We start from the raw sequence: 20,927 nt of genomic DNA on the forward strand, positions 1-20,927 counted from the left end.
AGCCACAGTGTCTGACCCGAACGTGAATGACGCCGCTGAGCCTCGCGGGGACGCTGCCCAGTCCGTAGCGGACCAGGTCGGCATCGTCGAGGCGGCGGATTCCGTGGACCCGGACCAGGCCGAGGCTGCCGACGCCGCCGCGGGCGTGCCCGCGGAGAAGGCCGCCCTGCACGTCGAGGGTGAGTCCGAGAGCGTCGCGGACGCCGAGGACGCCACCGAGGCGCCCCAGGCCGAAGCAGCCGAGGACGAGGCGGCCGAGGAGAAGGCAGTCGAGGACGAGGCAGTCGAGCCCGCCGAGCCGGTCGACCCGATCGCGGCCCTGCGCGAAGAGCTCCGCACCCTCCCCGGTGAGTGGTACGTCATCCACACCTACGCCGGTTACGAGAACCGCGTGAAGACCAACCTCGAGCAGCGCGCCGTCTCGCTCAACGTCGAGGACTTCATCTTCCAGGCCGAGGTGCCGCAGGAAGAAGTCGCCCAGATCAAGAACGGCGAGCGCAAGACGGTCCGTCAGAACAAGCTCCCCGGCTACGTGCTGGTGCGCATGGACCTGACGAACGAGTCCTGGGGCGTCGTCCGCAACACTCCCGGCGTCACCGGCTTCGTGGGCAACGCCTACGACCCGTACCCGCTGACCCTCGACGAGATCGTCAAGATGCTCGCCCCGGAGGCCGAGGAGAAGGCCGCCCGTGAGGCCGCCGAGGCCGAGGGCAAGCCGGCGCCGCACCGCAAGGTCGAGGTCCAGGTGCTGGACTTCGAGGTCGGCGACGCGGTCACCGTCACCGACGGACCGTTCGCGACGCTGCAGGCGACCATCAACGAGATCAACGCCGACTCGAAGAAGGTCAAGGGCCTCGTCGAGATCTTCGGCCGCGAGACCCCGGTCGAGCTGAGCTTCGACCAGATCCAGAAGAACTGACTTCTGGAACACCGCTTCCGACCAGGTCAGACGGGCTGCCAAAGCCGGTCTGACCTGCTCGGTTTTTAGCTGCGCAGAGATACCCGTTATCGTTGTGCGGTATGCCTCCATCCGGATGACCGGACGGCGGCGGAACACTCTCACTAGGACCCGGAGAGAGCAATGCCTCCCAAGAAGAAGAAGGTCACGGGGCTTATCAAGCTCCAGATCCAGGCCGGTGCGGCCAACCCGGCTCCGCCGGTCGGCCCCGCGCTGGGCCAGCACGGCGTCAACATCATGGAGTTCTGCAAGGCCTACAACGCCGCGACCGAGTCGCAGCGCGGTTGGGTCGTGCCGGTGGAGATCACGGTCTACGAGGACCGCTCCTTCACCTTCATCACCAAGACTCCGCCGGCCGCGAAGATGATCCTCAAGGCCGCGGGTGTCGAGAAGGGCTCCGGCGAGCCCCACAAGACCAAGGTCGCCAAGGTCACCGAGGCGCAGATCCGCGAGATCGCGCAGACCAAGATGGAAGACCTCAACGCGAACGACCTGGACGCCGCGTCCAAGATCATCGCGGGTACCGCCCGTTCCATGGGCATCACGGTCGAGGGCTGACACCCACCCCGTCGTAACCCCTGTGGCAGGGCCAGCGCTGGCCCGTACCACAACTCCATCCCTGAACTCCAGGAGTAGCAGTGAAGCGCAGCAAGACTCTCCGCGCTGCGGACGCGAAGATCGACCGGGACAAGCTCTACGCCCCGCTCGAGGCCGTCCGTCTCGCCAAGGAGACCTCCTCCACCAAGTTCGACGGCACCGTCGAGGTCGCCATGCGTCTGGGCGTTGACCCGCGCAAGGCCGACCAGATGGTCCGTGGCACCGTGAACCTCCCGCACGGCACCGGTAAGACCGCCCGGGTCCTGGTCTTCGCGACCGGTGACCGTGCCGAGGCCGCGCTCGCCGCGGGCGCCGACATCGTCGGCTCCGACGAGCTCATCGACGAGGTGTCGAAGGGCCGTCTGGACTTCGACGCCGTCGTCGCCACCCCGGACCTCATGGGCAAGGTCGGCCGCCTCGGCCGCGTCCTCGGCCCGCGTGGTCTGATGCCGAACCCGAAGACCGGCACCGTCACCCCCGATGTCGTCAAGGCTGTCAACGACATCAAGGGCGGCAAGATCGAGTTCCGCGTCGACAAGCACTCGAACCTGCACTTCATCATCGGCAAGGTGTCCTTCGACGACACCCAGCTGGTGGAGAACTACGGCGCCGCGCTGGAGGAGATCCTGCGCCTGAAGCCGTCCGCAGCCAAGGGCCGCTACATCAAGAAGGCCGCCATCGCCACCACGATGGGCCCCGGCATTCCGCTGGACTCGAACCGCACCCGGAACCTCCTCGTCGAGGAGGACCCGGCCGCCGTCTGACACTGACGGCGCGCTGAAGCGTGGCCGGGCCCCGCACCTCCTTCGAGGGGTGCGGGGCCCGGCTTTTTTCGGTTCGCGATGTCGGACCCATGCGATAGCGTCCAGAAGGAACAACATCACACAGGGGTGGGAATCATGGGGCTACACGCATACCGGCGGGCCGGAGTGGCACTGGTGGCTTCGGCGGCCATGGTGGGCGTCGCGGGCTGCGGCAGTGACAGCGCCGACGGAGTCGCGGGGAAGTGGGCCGAGGAGAACCAGTCGCGTTCGACGGCGACGGAGGTCCTCACGGCCGCGTACGAGAAGACCGCGGGCGCCAAGTCCGCCAAGATCGACTTGTCGGTCGAGATGCCGGATGGCATCGAGGGCGGCGGCGAGATGAAGCTCTCTGGCGTCATGGGCTGGGACCCGACCGTCATGGACGTCACGATGACGGGCTCGGCCCTGGAGTCCGCACCGGAGGCCCCGGACCAGATCCGGATGCTCTGGCGGGACAACGTCATGTACATGGACATGGGCGAGGCCGCCAGCGCGGACATGGACGGCAAGCGCTGGATGAAGCTGGACCTGGCCGCCATGGCCAAGGAGTCCGGCGACGAAGACCTCACGAAGCAGATGACCAACGGCCTGGACGACATGAACCAGGACCCGGCACAGCAGCTGGCGATGCTGCTTGAGTCGCCCAACCTCAAGCACGTCGGCCCGCAGAAGGTCGACGGCGTTCAGACCCAGCACTACAAGGGCACGCTCACCGTCTCGGAGATGATGGAGAGCAACGACTCCCTCGGGATGCTGGACAAGAAGGAGCGGAAGGAACTCCTCGACACGATCGAGGAGGCAGGCATCGAGGGGTACGACACCGAGGTCTGGGTGAACGAGGACGGGTACCCGGTCCGGATGGACGTCGGCATGGAAAGCCCCGAGGGCACCGTCTCCATCACGGCGAAGTACTCCGACTACGGCACCGGCGCCACGGTGAAGACTCCGCCCGCCAGCGACACCGTAGACCTCTTCAAGAAGCTGAAGGAGATAGGCGAGGACGCGGGCGGCGAGGGCGGCCTTGGCGGGTCCGACGGCGGCCTTGGTGGGCCCGACGGCGACGTCTGAGGAGAGCCGCTGACGGCTGCCGGGCGTCGCGCCTCGCCCGATTTGCTCGGCGCGTAGGCCTTCGCGTATTCTTCCCCAGAAGCCAAAGACCGCTGGTCGTCGCTGTGCCCACTTCGTGGGTGCGGTGGCCGAAGGAATCCGCTGAACTGCGGACGGCCCGCGTAGGTGTCTGTGGAGTTGCTCCCGGTCGGTTCGTCCGGTCGAGCCACGCCCCGTGCGCCTGCGCCGGGGCGTTTCGTCTTGTAGAGCCCCCTTCTTCATGTGCCTGATGCAGGCGGTCCGGCGAACGCGGCTGATCGAAAGGTCAGTCGAGGATCATCACCCCGGAAGGAGGCCGAGGCTCATGGCGACGTCCGACAAGGTCGCAGCCGTTGCCGAGATCACGGAGAAGCTCCGTGCATCGAACGCAACTGTTGTGACGTCCTACACCGGACTGTCCGTGGCGCAGCTCAAGCAGCTCCGTCGTTCTCTCGGCGAGAACGCTCAGTACCGTGTGGTGAAGAACACGCTGACCAAGATCGCGGCCAAGGAGGCCGGGGTCGAGCTGGACGAGCACCTCAAGGGCTCGACGGCTGTCGCCTTCGTGACCGGTGACCCGGTCGTGGCGGCGAAGGGTCTGCGTGACTTCGCCAAGGAGAACCCCGCTCTCGTCATTCAGGGCGGTGTCCTTGATGGCAAGGTGCTGTCCGCCGACGAGATCAAGAAGCTTGCGGACCTCGAGTCCCGCGAGGTTCTGCTCGCCAAGCTGGCGGGCGCCATGAAGGGCAAGCAGTCGCAGGCTGCCGCGCTCTTCCAGGCGCTTCCCTCGAAGTTCGTCCGCACCGCGGAGGCGCTTCGTGCCAAGCAGGCCGAGCAGGGCGGTGCCGAGTAATTCGGCTCGCGTCATGACCGCCGCCCACTAGGGCGTCGGTCGAAGCGGGCCCGAACGTACGCCCGCCACACATGTACATCCGGCACCAGCCGAATTAGTGGAAGGACCGCCATCATGGCGAAGCTCACCCAGGACGACCTGCTCGCCCAGTTCGAGGAGATGACCCTCATCGAGCTCTCCGAGTTCGTGAAGGCCTTCGAGGAGAAGTTCGACGTCACCGCCGCCGCCCCGGCCGCCGTGGCCGTCGCCGGTGTCCCCGGTGCCCCCGCCGAGGCCGAGGCCGAGCAGGACGAGTTCGACGTCGTCCTGACCGGCGCCGGCGACAAGAAGATCCAGGTCATCAAGGTCGTGCGTGAGCTGACCTCGCTGGGTCTCAAGGAGGCCAAGGACCTCGTCGACGGCACCCCGAAGCCGGTCCTCGAGAAGGTCGCCAAGGACGTCGCCGACAAGGCCGCCGAGTCCCTCAAGGCCGCCGGCGCCTCCGTCGAGGTCAAGTGACTTCACTGAGTCGCTGACTCTTCGTCTCGCACGCCCTCGGGTGTAACGGACAGCATGCCAAGGGCGATCACCCATGTGGGTGGTCGCCCTTCGGCGTTCCCGTGACGGATACCTTGCGCCGAAGGCTGGGCCGAGTATGGTGATCTTCGTTGTGCTCGGGTTTGCGCGGGGGGGCCTTGACGAACCGCACGCAGCGCGCAATTCTCAGGACGCGTCGTCACATCGATCCGGATCCGAGGCATGGATCGTTGGCGAACAGGGCAGTGTGCATATGGCGCCACTGTGGCGAGGGGTCTGCCGCAGGCGTTGACAACAGCAAGCCTCCGAGGGAGTCGTGGGTCGAATCAAAAACCCGCCCTGGACATCAGTGGGCCAAGTGGCTACACTGACCCTTTGCGCTGCCTGTTAGCTGCCTCCTGCCCGTCACCAGGGGCATGCCCGTGCTTGAGCACCGTTGATTGAACGTCCCTGACATGGGATTTCTCTTGGACCGCTCAAACACGGGACCGGTACGCGCGTAGTGAGTCCGAGCCCTCGGAAGGACCCCCTCTTGGCCGCCTCGCGCAACGCCTCGACCTCCAATACGAACAACGGCGCCAGCACTGCCCCGCTGCGCATCTCCTTTGCAAAAATCAAGGAGCCCCTCGAGGTTCCGAACCTTCTTGCGCTGCAGACCGAGAGCTTTGACTGGCTGCTCGGCAATGACGCCTGGAAGGCTCGTGTCGAGGCGGCTCTGGACAGTGGACAAGACGTCCCCACCAAGTCCGGCCTGGAGGAGATCTTCGAGGAGATCTCCCCGATTGAGGACTTCTCCGGGTCGATGTCGCTGACGTTCCGCGACCACCGCTTCGAGCCTCCGAAGAACTCCATCGACGAGTGCAAGGAGCGCGACTTCACGTACGCCGCACCGCTCTTCGTCACCGCCGAGTTCACCAACAACGAGACCGGCGAGATCAAGTCCCAGACGGTCTTCATGGGCGACTTCCCGCTCATGACCAACAAGGGCACCTTCTGCATCAACGGCACCGAGCGTGTCGTCGTGTCCCAGCTGGTCCGCTCGCCGGGTGTCTACTTCGACTCCTCGATCGACAAGACGTCCGACAAGGACATCTTCTCCGCCAAGATCATCCCGTCCCGGGGCGCCTGGCTGGAGATGGAGATCGACAAGCGCGACATGGTCGGTGTGCGTATCGACCGTAAGCGCAAGCAGTCCGTCACCGTCCTCCTGAAGGCGCTCGGCTGGACCACCGAGCAGATCCTCGAGGAGTTCGGCGAGTACGAGTCCATGCGCGCCACCCTGGAGAAGGACCACACCCAGGGCCAGGACGACGCGCTGCTCGACATCTACCGCAAGCTGCGTCCGGGCGAGCCGCCGACGCGCGAGGCCGCGCAGACGCTTCTGGAGAACCTGTACTTCAACCCCAAGCGCTACGACCTCGCGAAGGTCGGCCGCTACAAGGTCAACAAGAAGCTGGGCGCGGACGCTCCGCTGGACGCCGGCATCCTGACTGTCGAGGACATCCTCGCCTCGATCAAGTACCTGGTGAAGCTGCACGCTGGCGAGACCGAGACGGTCGGCGACAGCGGCGCCCAGGTCGTCGTCGAGACCGACGACATCGACCACTTCGGTAACCGCCGTCTGCGGAACGTCGGCGAGCTCATCCAGAACCAGGTCCGTACGGGCCTGGCGCGGATGGAGCGCGTCGTGCGTGAGCGCATGACGACCCAGGACGTCGAGGCGATCACGCCGCAGACCCTGATCAACATCCGGCCGGTCGTCGCCTCCATCAAGGAGTTCTTCGGCACCAGCCAGCTGTCGCAGTTCATGGACCAGAACAACCCGCTGTCGGGTCTCACCCACAAGCGCCGTCTGTCGGCGCTTGGCCCGGGTGGTCTCTCCCGTGAGCGGGCCGGCTTCGAGGTCCGTGACGTGCACCCGTCTCACTACGGCCGTATGTGCCCGATTGAGACCCCGGAAGGCCCGAACATCGGTCTGATCGGTTCGCTCGCCTCGTACGGCCGGGTCAACGCCTTCGGCTTCGTCGAGACGCCGTACCGCAAGGTCGTCGACGGTGTCGTCACCGACCACGTCGACTACCTGACCGCCGACGAAGAGGACCGCTTCGTCATCGCGCAGGCCAACGCCACGCTCGCCGATGACATGCGCTTCGAGGAGTCCCGCGTCCTGGTCCGCCGCCGTGGCGGCGAGATCGACTACATCCCGGGCGACGACGTCGACTACATGGACGTCTCGCCGCGCCAGATGGTGTCGGTCGCCACCGCGATGATCCCGTTCCTCGAGCACGACGACGCCAACCGCGCCCTGATGGGCGCGAACATGATGCGCCAGGCCGTGCCGCTGATCACCGCCGAGTCCCCGCTCGTCGGCACCGGCATGGAGTACCGCTGCGCGGTCGACGCCGGTGACGTGATCAAGGCCGAGAAGGACGGTGTCGTCCAGGAGGTCTCGGCCGACTACATCACCGTCGCCAACGACGACGGCACGTACACCACGTACCGCGTCGCCAAGTTCTCCCGCTCCAACCAGGGCACGTCCGTCAACCAGAAGGTCCTGGTCGACGAGGGCGCCCGGGTCATCGAGGGCCAGGTCCTCGCCGACGGTCCCGCCACTGAAGACGGCGAGATGGCGCTCGGCAAGAACCTGCTCGTGGCGTTCATGCCGTGGGAGGGCTACAACTACGAGGACGCGATCATCCTGTCGCAGCGCCTCGTACAGGACGACGTCCTCTCCTCGATCCACATCGAGGAGCACGAGGTCGACGCCCGTGACACCAAGCTGGGCCCGGAGGAGATCACCCGGGACATCCCGAACGTCTCCGAAGAGGTCCTCGCCGACCTCGACGAGCGCGGCATCATCCGGATCGGTGCCGAGGTCGTCGCCGGCGACATCCTGGTCGGCAAGGTCACGCCCAAGGGTGAGACCGAGCTGACCCCCGAGGAGCGTCTGCTCCGCGCGATCTTCGGCGAGAAGGCCCGTGAGGTCCGTGACACCTCGCTGAAGGTCCCGCACGGCGAGATCGGCAAGGTCATCGGCGTCCGCGTCTTCGACCGCGAAGAGGGCGACGAGCTGCCGCCGGGCGTGAACCAGCTGGTTCGTGTCTACGTCGCGCAGAAGCGCAAGATCACCGACGGTGACAAGCTCGCCGGCCGTCACGGCAACAAGGGCGTCATCTCCAAGATCCTGCCGATCGAGGACATGCCGTTCCTGGAGGACGGCACCCCGGTCGACATCATCCTCAACCCGCTGGGTGTCCCGTCCCGAATGAACCCGGGACAGGTCCTGGAGATCCACCTCGGCTGGCTCGCCAGCCAGGGCTGGGACGTCTCCGGGCTCAGCGACCAGTGGGCACAGCGCCTGCAGGCCATCGGCGCCGACCGCGTCGAGACCCGTACGAACGTCGCGACCCCGGTCTTCGACGGCGCGCGCGAGGACGAGCTCACAGGTCTGTTCGAGCACGCCCTGCCCAACCGCGACGGCGACCGTATGGTGCTGCCGTCCGGCAAGGCGCGGCTGTTCGACGGCCGTTCGGGTGAGCCGTTCCCGGACCCGATCTCGATCGGGTACATGTACATCCTCAAGCTCCACCACCTGGTCGACGACAAGCTGCACGCTCGGTCGACCGGTCCGTACTCGATGATCACCCAGCAGCCGCTGGGTGGTAAGGCCCAGTTCGGTGGCCAGCGGTTCGGCGAGATGGAGGTGTGGGCGCTGGAGGCATACGGCGCCGCGTACGCCCTCCAGGAGCTGCTGACCATCAAGTCCGACGACGTCACCGGCCGCGTGAAGGTCTACGAGGCCATCGTCAAGGGCGAGAACATCCCCGAGCCCGGCATCCCCGAGTCCTTCAAGGTGCTCATCAAGGAGATGCAGTCCCTGTGCCTGAACGTGGAGGTGCTGTCGTCCGACGGTATGTCCATCGAAATGCGCGACACGGATGAGGACGTCTTCCGCGCCGCGGAGGAGCTCGGTATCGACCTGTCCCGGCGCGAGCCGAGCAGCGTCGAAGAGGTCTGACGGGCCTGGCCGGGGCTCCCAGCTGGGAGCCCCGGTCGCCCCGGACCCGTACAGACCATGATGTAGAGCCCATTCATCGCTTCACGCGAGGGGCACGACCCTGAAAGAGGGATTGACGACAGTGCTCGACGTCAACTTCTTCGACGAGCTGCGGATCGGCCTGGCGACCGCGGACGACATCCGAACCTGGTCCCACGGCGAGGTCAAGAAGCCGGAGACCATCAACTACCGCACCCTCAAGCCCGAGAAGGACGGACTCTTCTGCGAGAAGATCTTCGGTCCGACCCGGGACTGGGAGTGCTACTGCGGTAAGTACAAGCGTGTCCGCTTCAAGGGCATCATCTGCGAGCGCTGCGGCGTCGAGGTCACTCGCGCCAAGGTGCGTCGTGAGCGGATGGGCCACATTGAGCTGGCCGCGCCCGTCACCCACATCTGGTACTTCAAGGGCGTCCCGTCGCGCCTTGGCTACCTGCTCGACCTCGCCCCGAAGGACCTCGAGAAGGTCATCTACTTCGCGGCGTACATGATCACATTCGTGGACGAGGAGCGCCGCACCCGCGACCTGCCGTCGCTGGAGACCCACGTCTCCGTCGAGCGCCAGCAGATCGAGAACCGCCGCGACGCCGACCTCGAGGCCCGCGCCAAGAAGCTCGAGACCGACCTGGCCGAGCTGGAGGCCGAGGGCGCCAAGGCCGACGTGCGCCGCAAGGTGCGCGAAGGCGCCGAGCGTGAGATGAAGCAGCTGCGTGACCGTGCGCAGCGCGAGATCGACCGTCTCGACGAGGTGTGGAGCCGGTTCAAGAGCCTCAAGGTCCAGGACCTCGAGGGCGACGAGCTGCTCTACCGCGAGCTGCGTGACCGCTTCGGCACGTACTTCGACGGCTCGATGGGTGCCGCGGCGCTGCAGAAGCGCCTGGAGTCCTTCGACCTGGACGAAGAGGCCGAGCGCCTCCGCGAGATCATCCGTACCGGCAAGGGCCAGAAGAAGACCCGTGCGCTCAAGCGCCTCAAGGTCGTCTCGGCGTTCCTGCAGACCAGCAACAGCCCCAAGGGCATGGTGCTGGACTGCGTGCCGGTCATCCCGCCGGACCTGCGGCCGATGGTGCAGCTGGACGGTGGCCGCTTCGCGACCTCCGACCTGAACGACCTGTACCGCCGTGTGATCAACCGCAACAACCGCCTCAAGCGTCTCCTTGACCTCGGTGCCCCCGAGATCATCGTGAACAACGAGAAGCGGATGCTGCAGGAGGCCGTCGACGCGCTGTTCGACAACGGCCGCCGCGGTCGCCCGGTCACCGGTCCCGGTAACCGCCCGCTGAAGTCCCTCAGCGACATGCTGAAGGGCAAGCAGGGCCGCTTCCGTCAGAACCTGCTCGGTAAGCGTGTGGACTACTCCGCGCGTTCCGTCATCGTCGTCGGCCCGCAGCTCAAGCTGCACCAGTGCGGTCTGCCGAAGTACATGGCGCTGGAGCTCTTCAAGCCGTTCGTGATGAAGCGCCTGGTCGACCTGAACCACGCGCAGAACATCAAGAGCGCCAAGCGCATGGTCGAGCGCGGCCGCACGGTCGTGTACGACGTGCTCGAAGAGGTCATCGCCGAGCACCCGGTCCTGCTGAACCGTGCGCCCACGCTGCACCGCCTCGGCATCCAGGCCTTCGAGCCGCAGCTGGTCGAGGGCAAGGCCATCCAGATCCACCCGCTCGTCTGCACCGCGTTCAACGCGGACTTCGACGGTGACCAGATGGCCGTGCACCTGCCGCTGTCCGCGGAGGCGCAGGCCGAGGCCCGCATCCTGATGCTGTCCTCGAACAACATCCTCAAGCCCGCCGACGGCCGCCCCGTCACCATGCCCACCCAGGACATGGTGCTCGGTCTCTTCTTCCTCACCACGGACGGAGAGATGCGGGACACCAAGGGCGAGGGCCGGTCCTTCGCCTCGACCGCCGAGGCGGTCATGGCCTTCGACGCCAAGGAGCTCACGCTCCAGGCGCCGATCGACATCCGCTTCCCGGTGGGCACCATGCCGCCGCGCGGCTGGACCCCGCCGGCGCGTGAAGAGGGCGAGCCCGAGTGGCAGCAGGGTGACAGCTTCCGGCTGCGTACGACCCTGGGCCGCGCGCTCTTCAACGAGCTGCTGCCCGAGGACTACCCGTTCGTCGACTACTCGGTGGGCAAGAAGCAGCTCTCCGAGATCGTCAACGATCTGGCCGAGCGCTACCCCAAGGTCATCGTGGCGGCGACGCTGGACAACCTGAAGGCGGCCGGTTTCCACTGGGCGACCCGTTCCGGTGTCACCGTCGCGATCACCGACGTCGTCGTTCCCGAGGCGAAGAAGGAGATCGTCGCGGGCTACGAGGCGCAGGACGAGAAGGTCCAGAAGCAGTACGAGCGCGGTCTGATCACCAAGGACGAGCGCACCAACGAACTGATCACCATCTGGACCCGGGCGACCAACGACGTCGCCGAGGCCATGAACGCGAACTTCCCGAAGACCAACCCCATCTTCATGATGGTGGACTCCGGTGCTCGAGGAAACATGATGCAGATGCGTCAGATCGCGGGTATGCGTGGTCTGGTGTCCAACGCCAAGAACGAGACCATTCCGCGGCCGATTAAGGCGTCGTTCCGCGAGGGTCTGTCCGTGCTGGAGTACTTCATCTCCACGCACGGTGCCCGTAAGGGTCTGGCGGACACCGCTCTGCGTACCGCCGACTCGGGTTACCTGACCCGTCGTCTGGTGGACGTGTCGCAGGACGTCATCATTCGCGAAGAGGACTGCGGCACCGACCGTGGCCTCAAGCTGAAGATCGCCAGCAAGGGCGCCGACGGTGTGCTCCGCAAGGCCGACAACGTCGAGTCGTCGGTGTACGCGCGGATGCTCGCCGAGGACGTCGTCATCGACGGCAAGGTCATCGCACCGGCCAACGTCGACCTCGGTGACGTCCTGATCGACGCCCTGGTCGCCAACGGCGTCGAGGAGGTCAAGACCCGCTCGGTCCTGACCTGTGAGTCGGCGGTCGGCACCTGTGCCTTCTGCTACGGCCGCTCGCTGGCCACCGGCAAGCTGGTCGACATCGGTGAGGCGGTCGGCATCATCGCCGCCCAGTCCATCGGTGAGCCCGGCACCCAGCTCACGATGCGTACCTTCCACACCGGTGGTGTGGCCGGTGACGACATCACCCAGGGTCTGCCGCGTGTCGTCGAGCTCTTCGAGGCGCGGTCGCCGAAGGGTATGGCTCCGATCTCGGAGTCGGCCGGTCGGGTCCGTATCGAGGAGACCGAGAAGACCAAGAAGATCGTCGTCACCCCGGACGACGGCAGCGACGAGGTCGCCTTCCCGATCTCCAAGCGCTCCCGTCTGATGGTGGGCGAGGGCGACCACGTCCAGGTGGGCCAGAAGCTCACCGTGGGTACCGAGAACCCGCACGACGTGCTGCGCATCCTCGGCCAGCGTGCGGTCCAGGTGCACCTGGTCGGCGAAGTCCAGAAGGTCTACAACTCGCAGGGCGTGGCGATCCACGACAAGCACATCGAGATCATCATCCGGCAGATGCTCCGCCGGGTGACGATCATCGAGTCCGGCGACGCGGAGCTGCTGCCGGGCGAGCTGGTCGAGCGCGGCAAGTTCGAGACCGAGAACCGTCGTGTGGTCAAGGAAGGCGGCCACCCGGCCTCCGGCCGTCCGCAGCTGATGGGTATCACCAAGGCCTCGCTCGCCACCGAGTCGTGGCTGTCGGCGGCGTCCTTCCAGGAGACGACCAGGGTTCTGACCGACGCGGCGATCAACGCCAAGTCGGACTCCCTGATCGGCCTCAAGGAGAACGTCATCATCGGTAAGCTCATCCCGGCTGGTACGGGCCTGTCCCGCTACCGCAACATCCGGGTGGAGCCCACCGAGGAGGCCAAGGCCGCGATGTACTCGGCCGTCGGCTACGACGACATCGACTACTCGCCGTTCGGTACCGGCTCCGGCCAGGCCGTTCCGCTGGAGGACTACGACTACGGTCCGTACAACCAGTAGGCGGCGGCGCCGGAAGGCGACAGCACCACACCGCAGGGCGGCTCTCCCGAGAGGGGGAGCCGCCCTGCGGCGTTTCGGGGGCTTTCGGTCAAGTGGACACAACCCGTCACCTGGGAACCTGGCCCTGAACGCCAAACGTCAGAGACTATGGAGTCGGGTACCGGGGGAGAGGCGGTGAGGTGCTGACATGTCGATGGAGTGGCACGGCTGGCAGGCCGGACAGAATTCGATGATGCGTGCCTCGGACGCGGACCGTGAGCGCGCGGCCGATGTGCTGAAGGCCGCGTTCGCCGAAGGGCGGCTCAACAAACCCGCCTACGACGAGCGACTGGCCAGGGTCTACGACGCCGGTACCTACGGCGAGCTGAGTACGCTGCTGGCGGACCTGCCGCAGGGTCCTGTGCCGGTGTTCCGGCCACCGATGTACCAGCCGCCGCCGCAGATGTATCCACCGCCCCAGATGCATGCGGTGCCGCATACGTTCTGGGCGGCCCCGCCGCCCGCGGTCACCACGAACACCTGGGCCACCGGAGCCCTGGTCTGTGGGCTGCTCACGCCGGTGACCATGGGGATCACCGCCGTACCCGCGGTGGTTCTGGGGCACGCGGCCCGTGCCGCGATCGCGCGGACCGGCGAGCGCGGGGACGGCTCCGCGGTGACCGGCCTGGTGCTGGGATACGCGGCGATCGTCTTCTGGGTGATGATCATCGCGTTCGGTGTGCTGGGCGCGGCGGCAGGCGGCTGACCTGCCGTAGTGCCGGTTCCAAGGCTGTCCAGCGGCGATTCCGCTCTGGGCGAGTCCTTCTCTTTTGACCAGAGCCCATAGGGTAGGTACGCTCAGACCTTGTGCCTGGGGTGTGCCCAGGCTCCCGTGCGTGCCCTAGTCCGTGCGGCGAGCCTCGGCTGAGTCACACCGCAATCTGCGCCTTCCCGCCTTAGTCAGCGGGATTCCGCGGTATTCGACACACCCGACCGCGTGGGTCGGAGATGTGTTCCAGGTTAGCTTTATACGGCACACAGAAACCGGAGAAGTAGTGCCTACGATCCAGCAGCTGGTCCGGAAGGGCCGGCAGGACAAGGTCGAGAAGACTAAGACCCCGGCCCTGGAGGCTTCGCCTCAGCGCCGCGGCGTCTGCACGCGTGTGTTCACCACCACCCCGAAGAAGCCGAACTCGGCCCTCCGTAAGGTCGCGCGTGTGCGTCTGACCTCCGGTATCGAGGTCACGGCGTACATCCCGGGTGAGGGACACAACCTGCAGGAGCACTCCATCGTGCTCGTGCGTGGCGGTCGTGTGAAGGACCTGCCGGGTGTTCGCTACAAGATCATCCGCGGTGCGCTCGACACCCAGAGTGTCAAGAACCGCAAGCAGGCCCGCAGCCGCTACGGCGCCAAGAAGGAGAAGTAAGAATGCCTCGTAAGGGCCCCGCCCCGAAGCGCCCGGTCATCATCGACCCGGTCTACGGTTCTCCTCTGGTGACCTCGCTCATCAACAAGGTGCTGCTGAACGGCAAGCGCTCCACCGCCGAGCGCATCGTGTACGGCGCCATGGAGGGCCTGCGCGAGAAGTCCGGTAACGACCCGGTCATCACGCTCAAGCGCGCGCTGGAGAACATCAAGCCGACCCTCGAGGTCAAGTCCCGCCGTGTTGGTGGCGCCACCTACCAGGTGCCGATCGAGGTCAAGCCCGGTCGTGCCAACACGCTCGCGCTGCGCTGGCTCGTGGGTTACTCCCGCGCCCGTCGTGAGAAGACGATGACCGAGCGCCTGATGAACGAGCTGCTCGACGCCTCCAACGGTCTCGGTGCTGCCGTCAAGAAGCGTGAAGACACGCACAAGATGGCCGAGTCCAACAAGGCCTTCGCGCACTACCGCTGGTAGTCACTACCCACATCGAGACCGAGAGAAGACTGAGCCTTATGGCCACCACTTCGCTTGACCTGGCCAAGGTCCGCAACATTGGGATCATGGCCCACATCGACGCGGGCAAGACGACGACCACCGAGCGGATCCTGTTCTACACCGGTGTCTCGTACAAGATCGGTGAAGTCCACGACGGCGCTGCCACGATGGACTGGATGGAGCAGGAGCAGGAGCGCGGCATCACGATCACGTCCGCCGCGACGACCTGTCACTGGCCGCTCGAGGACGTCGATCACACCATCAACATCATCGACACCCCGGGTCACGTCGACTTCACCGTCGAGGTGGAGCGTTCGCTGCGCGTCCTCGACGGTGCCGTGACGGTGTTCGACGGTGTTGCCGGTGTTGAGCCCCAGTCCGAGACTGTCTGGCGTCAGGCGGACCGCTACGGCGTGCCGCGTATCTGCTTCGTCAACAAGCTGGACCGTACCGGCGCCGAGTTCCACCGCTGCGTGGACATGATCGTCGACCGTCTGGGCGCGACCCCGCTGGTCATGCAGCTGCCGATCGGCGCTGAGGCCGACTTCAAGGGTGTCGTCGACCTGGTCACGATGAAGGCGTTCGTCTGGTCGGCCGAGGCCGCCAAGGGCGAGGCGTACGACATCGTCGACATCCCGGCCACGCACACCGAGGCCGCCGACGAGTGGCGCGGCAAGCTGCTCGAGGCCGTCGCGGAGAACGACGAAGAGGTCATGGAGCTGTACCTGGAGGGCGAAGAGCCCTCCGTGGAGCAGCTGTACGCGGCGATCCGCCGTATCACCATCGCCTCCGGCAAGGGCGGCGGCACCACCGTCACCCCCGTGTTCTGCGGCACCGCGTTCAAGAACAAGGGCGTGCAGCCCCTGCTCGACGCGGTCGTGCGTTACCTGCCGTCGCCCCTGGACGTCGAGTCCGTCGAGGGCCACGACGTCAAGGACCCCGAGCTGGTCATCGAGCGCAAGCCGAACGACGACGAGCCGCTGGCCGCCCTGGCCTTCAAGATCGCGAGCGACCCGCACCTGGGCAAGCTCACCTTCATCCGGATCTACTCCGGACGCCTGCAGGCCGGCACCGCGGTGCTGAACTCGGTCAAGGGCAAGAAGGAGCGCATCGGCAAGATCTACCGTATGCACGCGAACAAGCGTGAGGAGATCGAGTCGGTGGGCGCCGGCGACATCGTCGCCGTCATGGGCCTGAAGCAGACCACCACCGGTGAGACGCTGTGCGACGACAAGAAGCCCGTGATCCTGGAGTCCATGGACTTCCCGGCTCCGGTCATCCAGGTCGCGATCGAGCCCAAGTCCAAGGGTGACCAGGAGAAGCTGGGTGTCGCCATCCAGCGTCTCGCGGAGGAGGACCCCTCCTTCCAGGTTCACTCGGACGAGGAGACCGGCCAGACCATCATCGGTGGTATGGGCGAGCTTCACCTCGACGTCCTCGTCGACCGTATGCGCCGCGAGTTCAAGGTCGAGGCCAACGTCGGCAAGCCGCAGGTCGCGTACCGCGAGACGATCCGCAAGACCGTCGAGCGCGTGGACTTCACCCACAAGAAGCAGACCGGTGGTACCGGTCAGTTCGCCAAGGTGCAGATCGCGATCGAGCCCATCGAGGGCGGCGACGCGTCCTACGAGTTCGTGAACAAGGTCACCGGTGGCCGTATCCCGCGGGAGTACATCCCGTCGGTGGACGCCGGTGCGCAGGAGGCCATGCAGTTCGGCATCCTGGCCGGTTACGAGATGGTGGGCGTCCGCGTCACCCTGATCGACGGTGCCTACCACGAGGTCGACTCCTCCGAGCTCGCCTTCAAGATCGCCGGTTCGCAGGCGTTCAAGGAGGCCGCGCGCAAGGCGAGCCCCGTGCTCCTTGAGCCGATGATGGCCGTCGAGGTCACCACGCCCGAGGACTACATGGGTGACGTCATCGGCGACATCAACTCCCGCCGTGGCCAGATCCAGGCCATGGAGGAGCGCAGCGGCGCTCGCGTCGTCAAGGGCCTCGTGCCGCTGTCGGAGATGTTCGGCTACGTCGGAGACCTCCGCAGCAAGACTTCGGGTCGCGCAAGCTACTCGATGCAGTTCGACTCCTACGCCGAGGTTCCCCGGAACGTCGCCGAGGAGATCATCGCGAAGGCCAAGGGCGAGTAACTCACCCGAGTTCACGCTTTAGGCTTGTCACCGGTGCCCAGGGGTGTTCCGTACCGCTTCGGTAGGGAACACCCCGGGCCCCGGCATCCCAGCAAAGATCACCTGGCGCCGATGAGTAAGGCGTACCAGAACCACTCCACAGGAGGACCCAGTGGCGAAGGCGAAGTTCGAGCGGACTAAGCCGCACGTCAACATCGGCACCATCGGTCACATCGACCACGGTAAGACGACCCTCACGGCCGCCATTACCAAGGTGCTGCACGACGCGTACCCCGACCTTAACGAGGCCTCGGCCTTCGACCAGATCGACAAGGCTCCCGAGGAGCGCCAGCGCGGTATCACGATCTCGATCGCGCACGTCGAGTACCAGACCGAGGCGCGTCACTACGCCCACGTCGACTGCCCGGGTCACGCGGACTACATCAAGAACATGATCACCGGTGCCGCGCAGATGGACGGCGCCATCCTCGTGGTCGCCGCCACCGACGGCCCGATGCCGCAGACCAAGGAGCACGTCCTCCTGGCCCGCCAGGTCGGCGTTCCGTACATCGTCGTCGCCCTGAACAAGGCCGACATGGTGGACGACGAGGAGATCCTGGAGCTCGTCGAGCTCGAGGTCCGTGAGCTGCTCTCCGAGTACGAGTTCCCGGGCGACGACCTTCCGGTCGTCAAGGTCTCCGCGCTCAAGGCCCTCGAGGGCGACAAGGAGTGGGGTGAGTCCGTCCTCAACCTGATGAAGGCTGTCGACGAGTCCATCCCGCAGCCCGAGCGTGACGTCGACAAGCCGTTCCTGATGCCGATCGAGGACGTCTTCACGATCACCGGTCGTGGCACCGTCGTCACCGGTCGTATCGAGCGTGGTGTCCTCAAGGTCAACGAGACCGTCGACATCATCGGCATCAAGACCGAGAAGACCACCACCACGGTCACCGGCATCGAGATGTTCCGGAAGCTGCTCGACGAGGGCCAGGCCGGTGAGAACGTCGGTCTGCTGCTTCGTGGCATCAAGCGCGAGGACGTCGAGCGCGGCCAGGTCATCATCAAGCCCGGTTCGGTCACGCCGCACACCGAGTTCGAGGCCCAGGCCTACATCCTGTCGAAGGACGAGGGTGGCCGTCACACCCCCTTCTTCAACAACTACCGCCCGCAGTTCTACTTCCGTACCACGGACGTGACCGGCGTGGTGGAGCTCCCCGAGGGCACCGAGATGGTCATGCCGGGCGACAACACCGAGATGAGCGTCAAGCTCATCCAGCCCGTCGCCATGGAGGAGGGCCTCAAGTTCGCCATCCGTGAGGGTGGCCGGACCGTCGGCGCCGGCCAGGTCACCAAGATCGTCGCCTGATCGACGCTCTAGGGTTCTGACCTGGTAGCCGCTCTGCGCTCTGCGAGCTGCGAGCTGCTGCTTGAACCGAAGCCCCCGTACACCTTGTGTGTACGGGGGCTTCGGCCGTGCTGGGGGTCGGACCGGGGCAGTGGGCATAGGGGAGCGATGGCAGGATGAGGGCATGGTGACGCATCAGCCGTGGACGGACCTGCACGGCGACCTCTTGGCCGCGAAGGCCCTGGTATACGACCCGAGCGGCTTCACCTGCTCGCCGCCGGCGCCCGAACCGGAGAGCGCCGAGTACGCGGCTTGCGCGTTCACGCTCGACGACCGCGCGGTTCGGTTCCGCGTGGCCAAGACCACCCCGACGAAGGTGGGCCAGTTCGTCACCGTCTGGCAGCGGTCAGAAGAGGGGCCGATCCGGCCCTTCGACGCCGCCGACGGAGTGGACCTCTTCGTCATCAGCAGCCGCGACGACGAGGGTGGTGGCTTCGGGCAGTTCGTGTTCCCGCGCGAGGTGCTGTGCGAGCGCGGCATCGTCTCGCGCGACGGCTCTGGCGGGAAGCGCGGCTTCCGCGTCTACCCGCCGTGGGTGACCACGACCAACCGGCAGGCGCGCGGGACGCAGGCCTGGCAGGTGGGCTACTTCGTCAACCTTGGTCAGGACGGGCTCGCCGCCGACCTGACTCGCGCCCGTGCCCTCTACCGTCCGGAGCGGATGTCGCGCTCCTCGGCCAGCCCGGCCAGCAGCTAGTCCGGGCGTACGGAGATGTCGCCGCGCCCGCGGTCACCTGCCGCGGCGGAGTGAAACGTGCGGCGTACCGGCTCGCGGCTTTCTGCCTTGTCGGGCAGGTGGTCATCGCCGGAGTGGGTCGGGCGCTCGTGGGCCATGGGGCTACCCCTGCTCGTAGCGGGGTAGGCCCTCGGTGGAGATGGTCCACTCGCTGCTGGTGACGTCCTCGCCGTACACGAACTCCCTGCGGGTGGCGTAGCGCGGGCCCTGCGGTGTCGAGTGGATGTCGGAGAGGACTGCTCCGGTGCCCGTGCGCGGGTCGAAGACCGCGTAGATGGGGATTCCGAGTAGCGGGTAGTCCCGCATCTTGCTCACCCAGTCGTTGTCGGGGTTGGAGCGGGAGACGATCTCGATGGCGGCGATGAGGGTACGGGGAGGGAAGGAGCCCTCGCCCTCCATGTCCGCCCAGGCCAGCACGATCAGGTCGGGGCGGCGCAGGATGCCCTGGGCCGGGTCCTCCACGTCTGGTTTTCCTGTGTGGGCGACGAATTCGTCCGGCGCGTTGGGCGCCCTCAAGTCGTGGACGATGCCTTCCGTGGTGATCTCAAAGGTGCCGGGAAGGATGCCGTCCGTGGACTCGACGAACTCTCGCATCGCGCGGTACGTGGGCGTGCCTGCTGGCATTTCGTCCGGATCGGTGGCCATGGGGCTAGGCGGCCTCTCGCCGTAGGTGGGATTCGCAGTCGCGGCAGTGGCCGGGCTCCGGGGCGCGGAAGCCTCGGTCGCACCCTTCGCAGTTCTGGAGCGGGTCTGGACCCCGTGGGCCGGTCGGCAGGAGTGGCGGCAGCAGCGCGGTCAGCCGGTGTGCGAGCAGTCCGGCTGGGTGGCCGAGCGGCTCCGGGAGGCGGGCGAGGAGGGTGCGGCGTACGGCGTCTGGCGCGGCCCCGCGTTCCAGCCAGGCCGCGGCGGCGGGGGCGAGGCGGCGTACGTCACGGTCGGCGAGGAGGAGGCGGGGTTCGTGTCGGTGCAGGTCGGCGAGGAGTTCGGTTGCGGCGCGCAGCCGGTCCGAGTCGGGGGTCACGGGCTCGGGGAGCGGGGGTGGCGGCGGTGGTGTGCGCGGTACGGGGGTGGGGGCGACCGGGGCTGGCGCGGGCGCCGGAGCGAGCCGTGCTGGTGTGGCTGCTGGAGCCGGGCCCGGCGTCACCTCTGACGGCTGGTTGCGGGACACCGTACGGGTGACGACCTTGCCGCTCGGCAGCCGCTCACGGGTACGCCGCAGATAGCCGTACGCCTCCAGCTCGCGCAGGGCGGCGGCGATCCGGTACTCGCTCTCCGGGAAGCGGGCCGCCAGGAACTTGATGCCGATCTGCGCCCCTGCGGGCAGCGATTGGATGTGGACGGCGAGCCCGATCGCCAGCAGGGACAACTCCCGGTGCTGGGCGAGGTGGTTGCCGACCACGGTGTACCGGCTGGTGTGCCGGACGTTGTCGTGGACGACGCCGGATACACCGGATCGGGCAGTGCGTCCGGGAACGGCGGACGAGGCGCGCGAGGGCGCGCTAGAGTGCTGGGGAGCCATAGGGAAGGGTTGTCTTCCTCGTTGGTTAGACCCTCGCTCGGGATCGCTAGTCCCGACGGGGGTCGTCTCATTTCTTGGGTTGTTGCGGCGAGCATATGCCCGCCAACCCGCCCGAAATCCAGCCCAGTTGGTAGAGATCACCCTTGTGGGTGACGGGGGGGCTGGAGGGGTAGGGAAGGGTATTTCCCTCGGTCTTCAAGAGCGTTACTTAAGAGCTTTGATGTCGCGGGTCGCCGCGTCGCGGTGAGCCAGGACGCGGGTGACCGCGACGCGGCCAACCGGGTCGCGGTATTCGTGACCCGGTGGGCAGCCCATAGGCACGGGTACTCATGCGTGGCAGGCCAACTCCGGCCTACAACAGACCTGTTCGTCTTTCGGCGGGGTAGGAGGAC

Annotated in this window: 17 protein-coding genes; 14 read left to right on the forward strand and 3 right to left on the reverse strand. The window is 66.6% G+C overall.

What is annotated here, in order from left to right:
- Positions 1-7: 7 nt before the first annotated feature.
- The 14 genes from nusG to GCN81_RS22695 all read left to right on the forward strand — a co-directional run bounded on the left by nusG (position 8) and on the right by GCN81_RS22695 (position 18,977).
- Entirely contained in the window at positions 8-919 is a 912-nt protein-coding gene (gene nusG / locus GCN81_RS22630; protein WP_156726492.1) for a transcription termination/antitermination protein NusG, read from the forward strand.
- A gap of 162 nt (positions 920-1,081) precedes the next feature.
- Complete coding sequence (gene rplK, locus GCN81_RS22635) at positions 1,082-1,516, forward strand: 50S ribosomal protein L11 (protein WP_156726493.1); 435 nt, start codon at positions 1,082-1,084, stop codon at positions 1,514-1,516.
- A gap of 80 nt (positions 1,517-1,596) precedes the next feature.
- On the forward strand, positions 1,597-2,319 hold the full coding sequence (gene rplA / locus GCN81_RS22640; RefSeq protein ID WP_156726494.1) for a 50S ribosomal protein L1: 723 nt from the start codon (positions 1,597-1,599) through the stop codon (positions 2,317-2,319).
- 135 nt (positions 2,320-2,454) lie between these two features.
- On the forward strand, positions 2,455-3,426 hold the full coding sequence (locus GCN81_RS22645) for a LolA-like protein (RefSeq protein ID WP_156726495.1): 972 nt from the start codon (positions 2,455-2,457) through the stop codon (positions 3,424-3,426).
- Between the two features lie 343 nt (positions 3,427-3,769).
- On the forward strand, positions 3,770-4,297 hold the full coding sequence (gene rplJ / locus GCN81_RS22650; RefSeq protein ID WP_156726496.1) for a 50S ribosomal protein L10: 528 nt from the start codon (positions 3,770-3,772) through the stop codon (positions 4,295-4,297).
- Between the two features lie 114 nt (positions 4,298-4,411).
- A complete protein-coding gene (rplL, locus tag GCN81_RS22655) occupies positions 4,412-4,795 on the forward strand; it encodes a 50S ribosomal protein L7/L12 (protein ID WP_156726497.1) in 384 nt (127 codons plus the stop codon).
- A 550-nt stretch (positions 4,796-5,345) separates the two neighbouring features.
- Entirely contained in the window at positions 5,346-8,831 is a 3,486-nt protein-coding gene (gene rpoB, locus GCN81_RS22660; protein WP_156726498.1) for a DNA-directed RNA polymerase subunit beta, read from the forward strand.
- Positions 8,832-8,952: 121 nt separating this feature from the next.
- Positions 8,953-12,852 (forward strand): DNA-directed RNA polymerase subunit beta', encoded by a 3,900-nt coding sequence (locus GCN81_RS22665; protein WP_156726526.1) that lies wholly within the window; start codon positions 8,953-8,955, stop codon positions 12,850-12,852.
- 187 nt (positions 12,853-13,039) lie between these two features.
- Entirely contained in the window at positions 13,040-13,597 is a 558-nt protein-coding gene (locus GCN81_RS22670; protein ID WP_407698008.1) for a DUF1707 and DUF4190 domain-containing protein, read from the forward strand.
- Positions 13,598-13,886: 289 nt separating this feature from the next.
- Entirely contained in the window at positions 13,887-14,258 is a 372-nt protein-coding gene (gene rpsL, locus GCN81_RS22675) for a 30S ribosomal protein S12 (protein ID WP_156726499.1), read from the forward strand.
- A 2-nt stretch (positions 14,259-14,260) separates the two neighbouring features.
- Positions 14,261-14,731, forward strand: coding sequence for a 30S ribosomal protein S7 (gene rpsG, locus GCN81_RS22680; RefSeq protein ID WP_116511074.1), 471 nt, complete (start codon positions 14,261-14,263; stop codon positions 14,729-14,731).
- A 38-nt stretch (positions 14,732-14,769) separates the two neighbouring features.
- Positions 14,770-16,896, forward strand: a complete 2,127-nt coding sequence (fusA, locus tag GCN81_RS22685) for an elongation factor G (RefSeq protein WP_156726500.1) — start codon at positions 14,770-14,772, stop codon at positions 16,894-16,896.
- A 151-nt stretch (positions 16,897-17,047) separates the two neighbouring features.
- Positions 17,048-18,241 (forward strand): elongation factor Tu, encoded by a 1,194-nt coding sequence (gene tuf / locus GCN81_RS22690; RefSeq protein WP_156726501.1) that lies wholly within the window; start codon positions 17,048-17,050, stop codon positions 18,239-18,241.
- 163 nt (positions 18,242-18,404) lie between these two features.
- Entirely contained in the window at positions 18,405-18,977 is a 573-nt protein-coding gene (locus GCN81_RS22695; RefSeq protein WP_156726502.1) for a MepB family protein, read from the forward strand.
- Here GCN81_RS22695 and GCN81_RS22700 read toward each other — a convergent pair.
- Genes GCN81_RS22700 through GCN81_RS22710 form a run of 3 tightly spaced genes read right to left on the reverse strand, consistent with a single transcriptional unit; the run spans position 18,974 to position 20,535 of the window.
- A complete protein-coding gene (locus GCN81_RS22700) occupies positions 18,974-19,114 on the reverse strand; it encodes a hypothetical protein (RefSeq protein ID WP_156726503.1) in 141 nt (46 codons plus the stop codon). The two genes, GCN81_RS22695 and GCN81_RS22700, sit on opposite strands and share 4 nt — an antisense overlap.
- A gap of 4 nt (positions 19,115-19,118) precedes the next feature.
- On the reverse strand, positions 19,119-19,661 hold the full coding sequence (locus GCN81_RS22705; RefSeq protein WP_156726504.1) for a Uma2 family endonuclease: 543 nt from the start codon (positions 19,659-19,661) through the stop codon (positions 19,119-19,121).
- A 4-nt stretch (positions 19,662-19,665) separates the two neighbouring features.
- Positions 19,666-20,535 carry a helix-turn-helix domain-containing protein gene (locus GCN81_RS22710; RefSeq protein WP_156726505.1) on the reverse strand — a complete coding sequence of 290 codons (870 nt, stop codon included), beginning with the start codon at positions 20,533-20,535 and terminating at the stop codon, positions 19,666-19,668.
- Positions 20,536-20,927: the final 392 nt, after the last annotated feature.

Origin of the sequence: Streptomyces apocyni (assembly GCF_009739465.1) — a bacterium.
Taxonomy (GTDB): Bacteria; Actinomycetota; Actinomycetes; order Streptomycetales; family Streptomycetaceae; genus Streptomyces; species Streptomyces apocyni.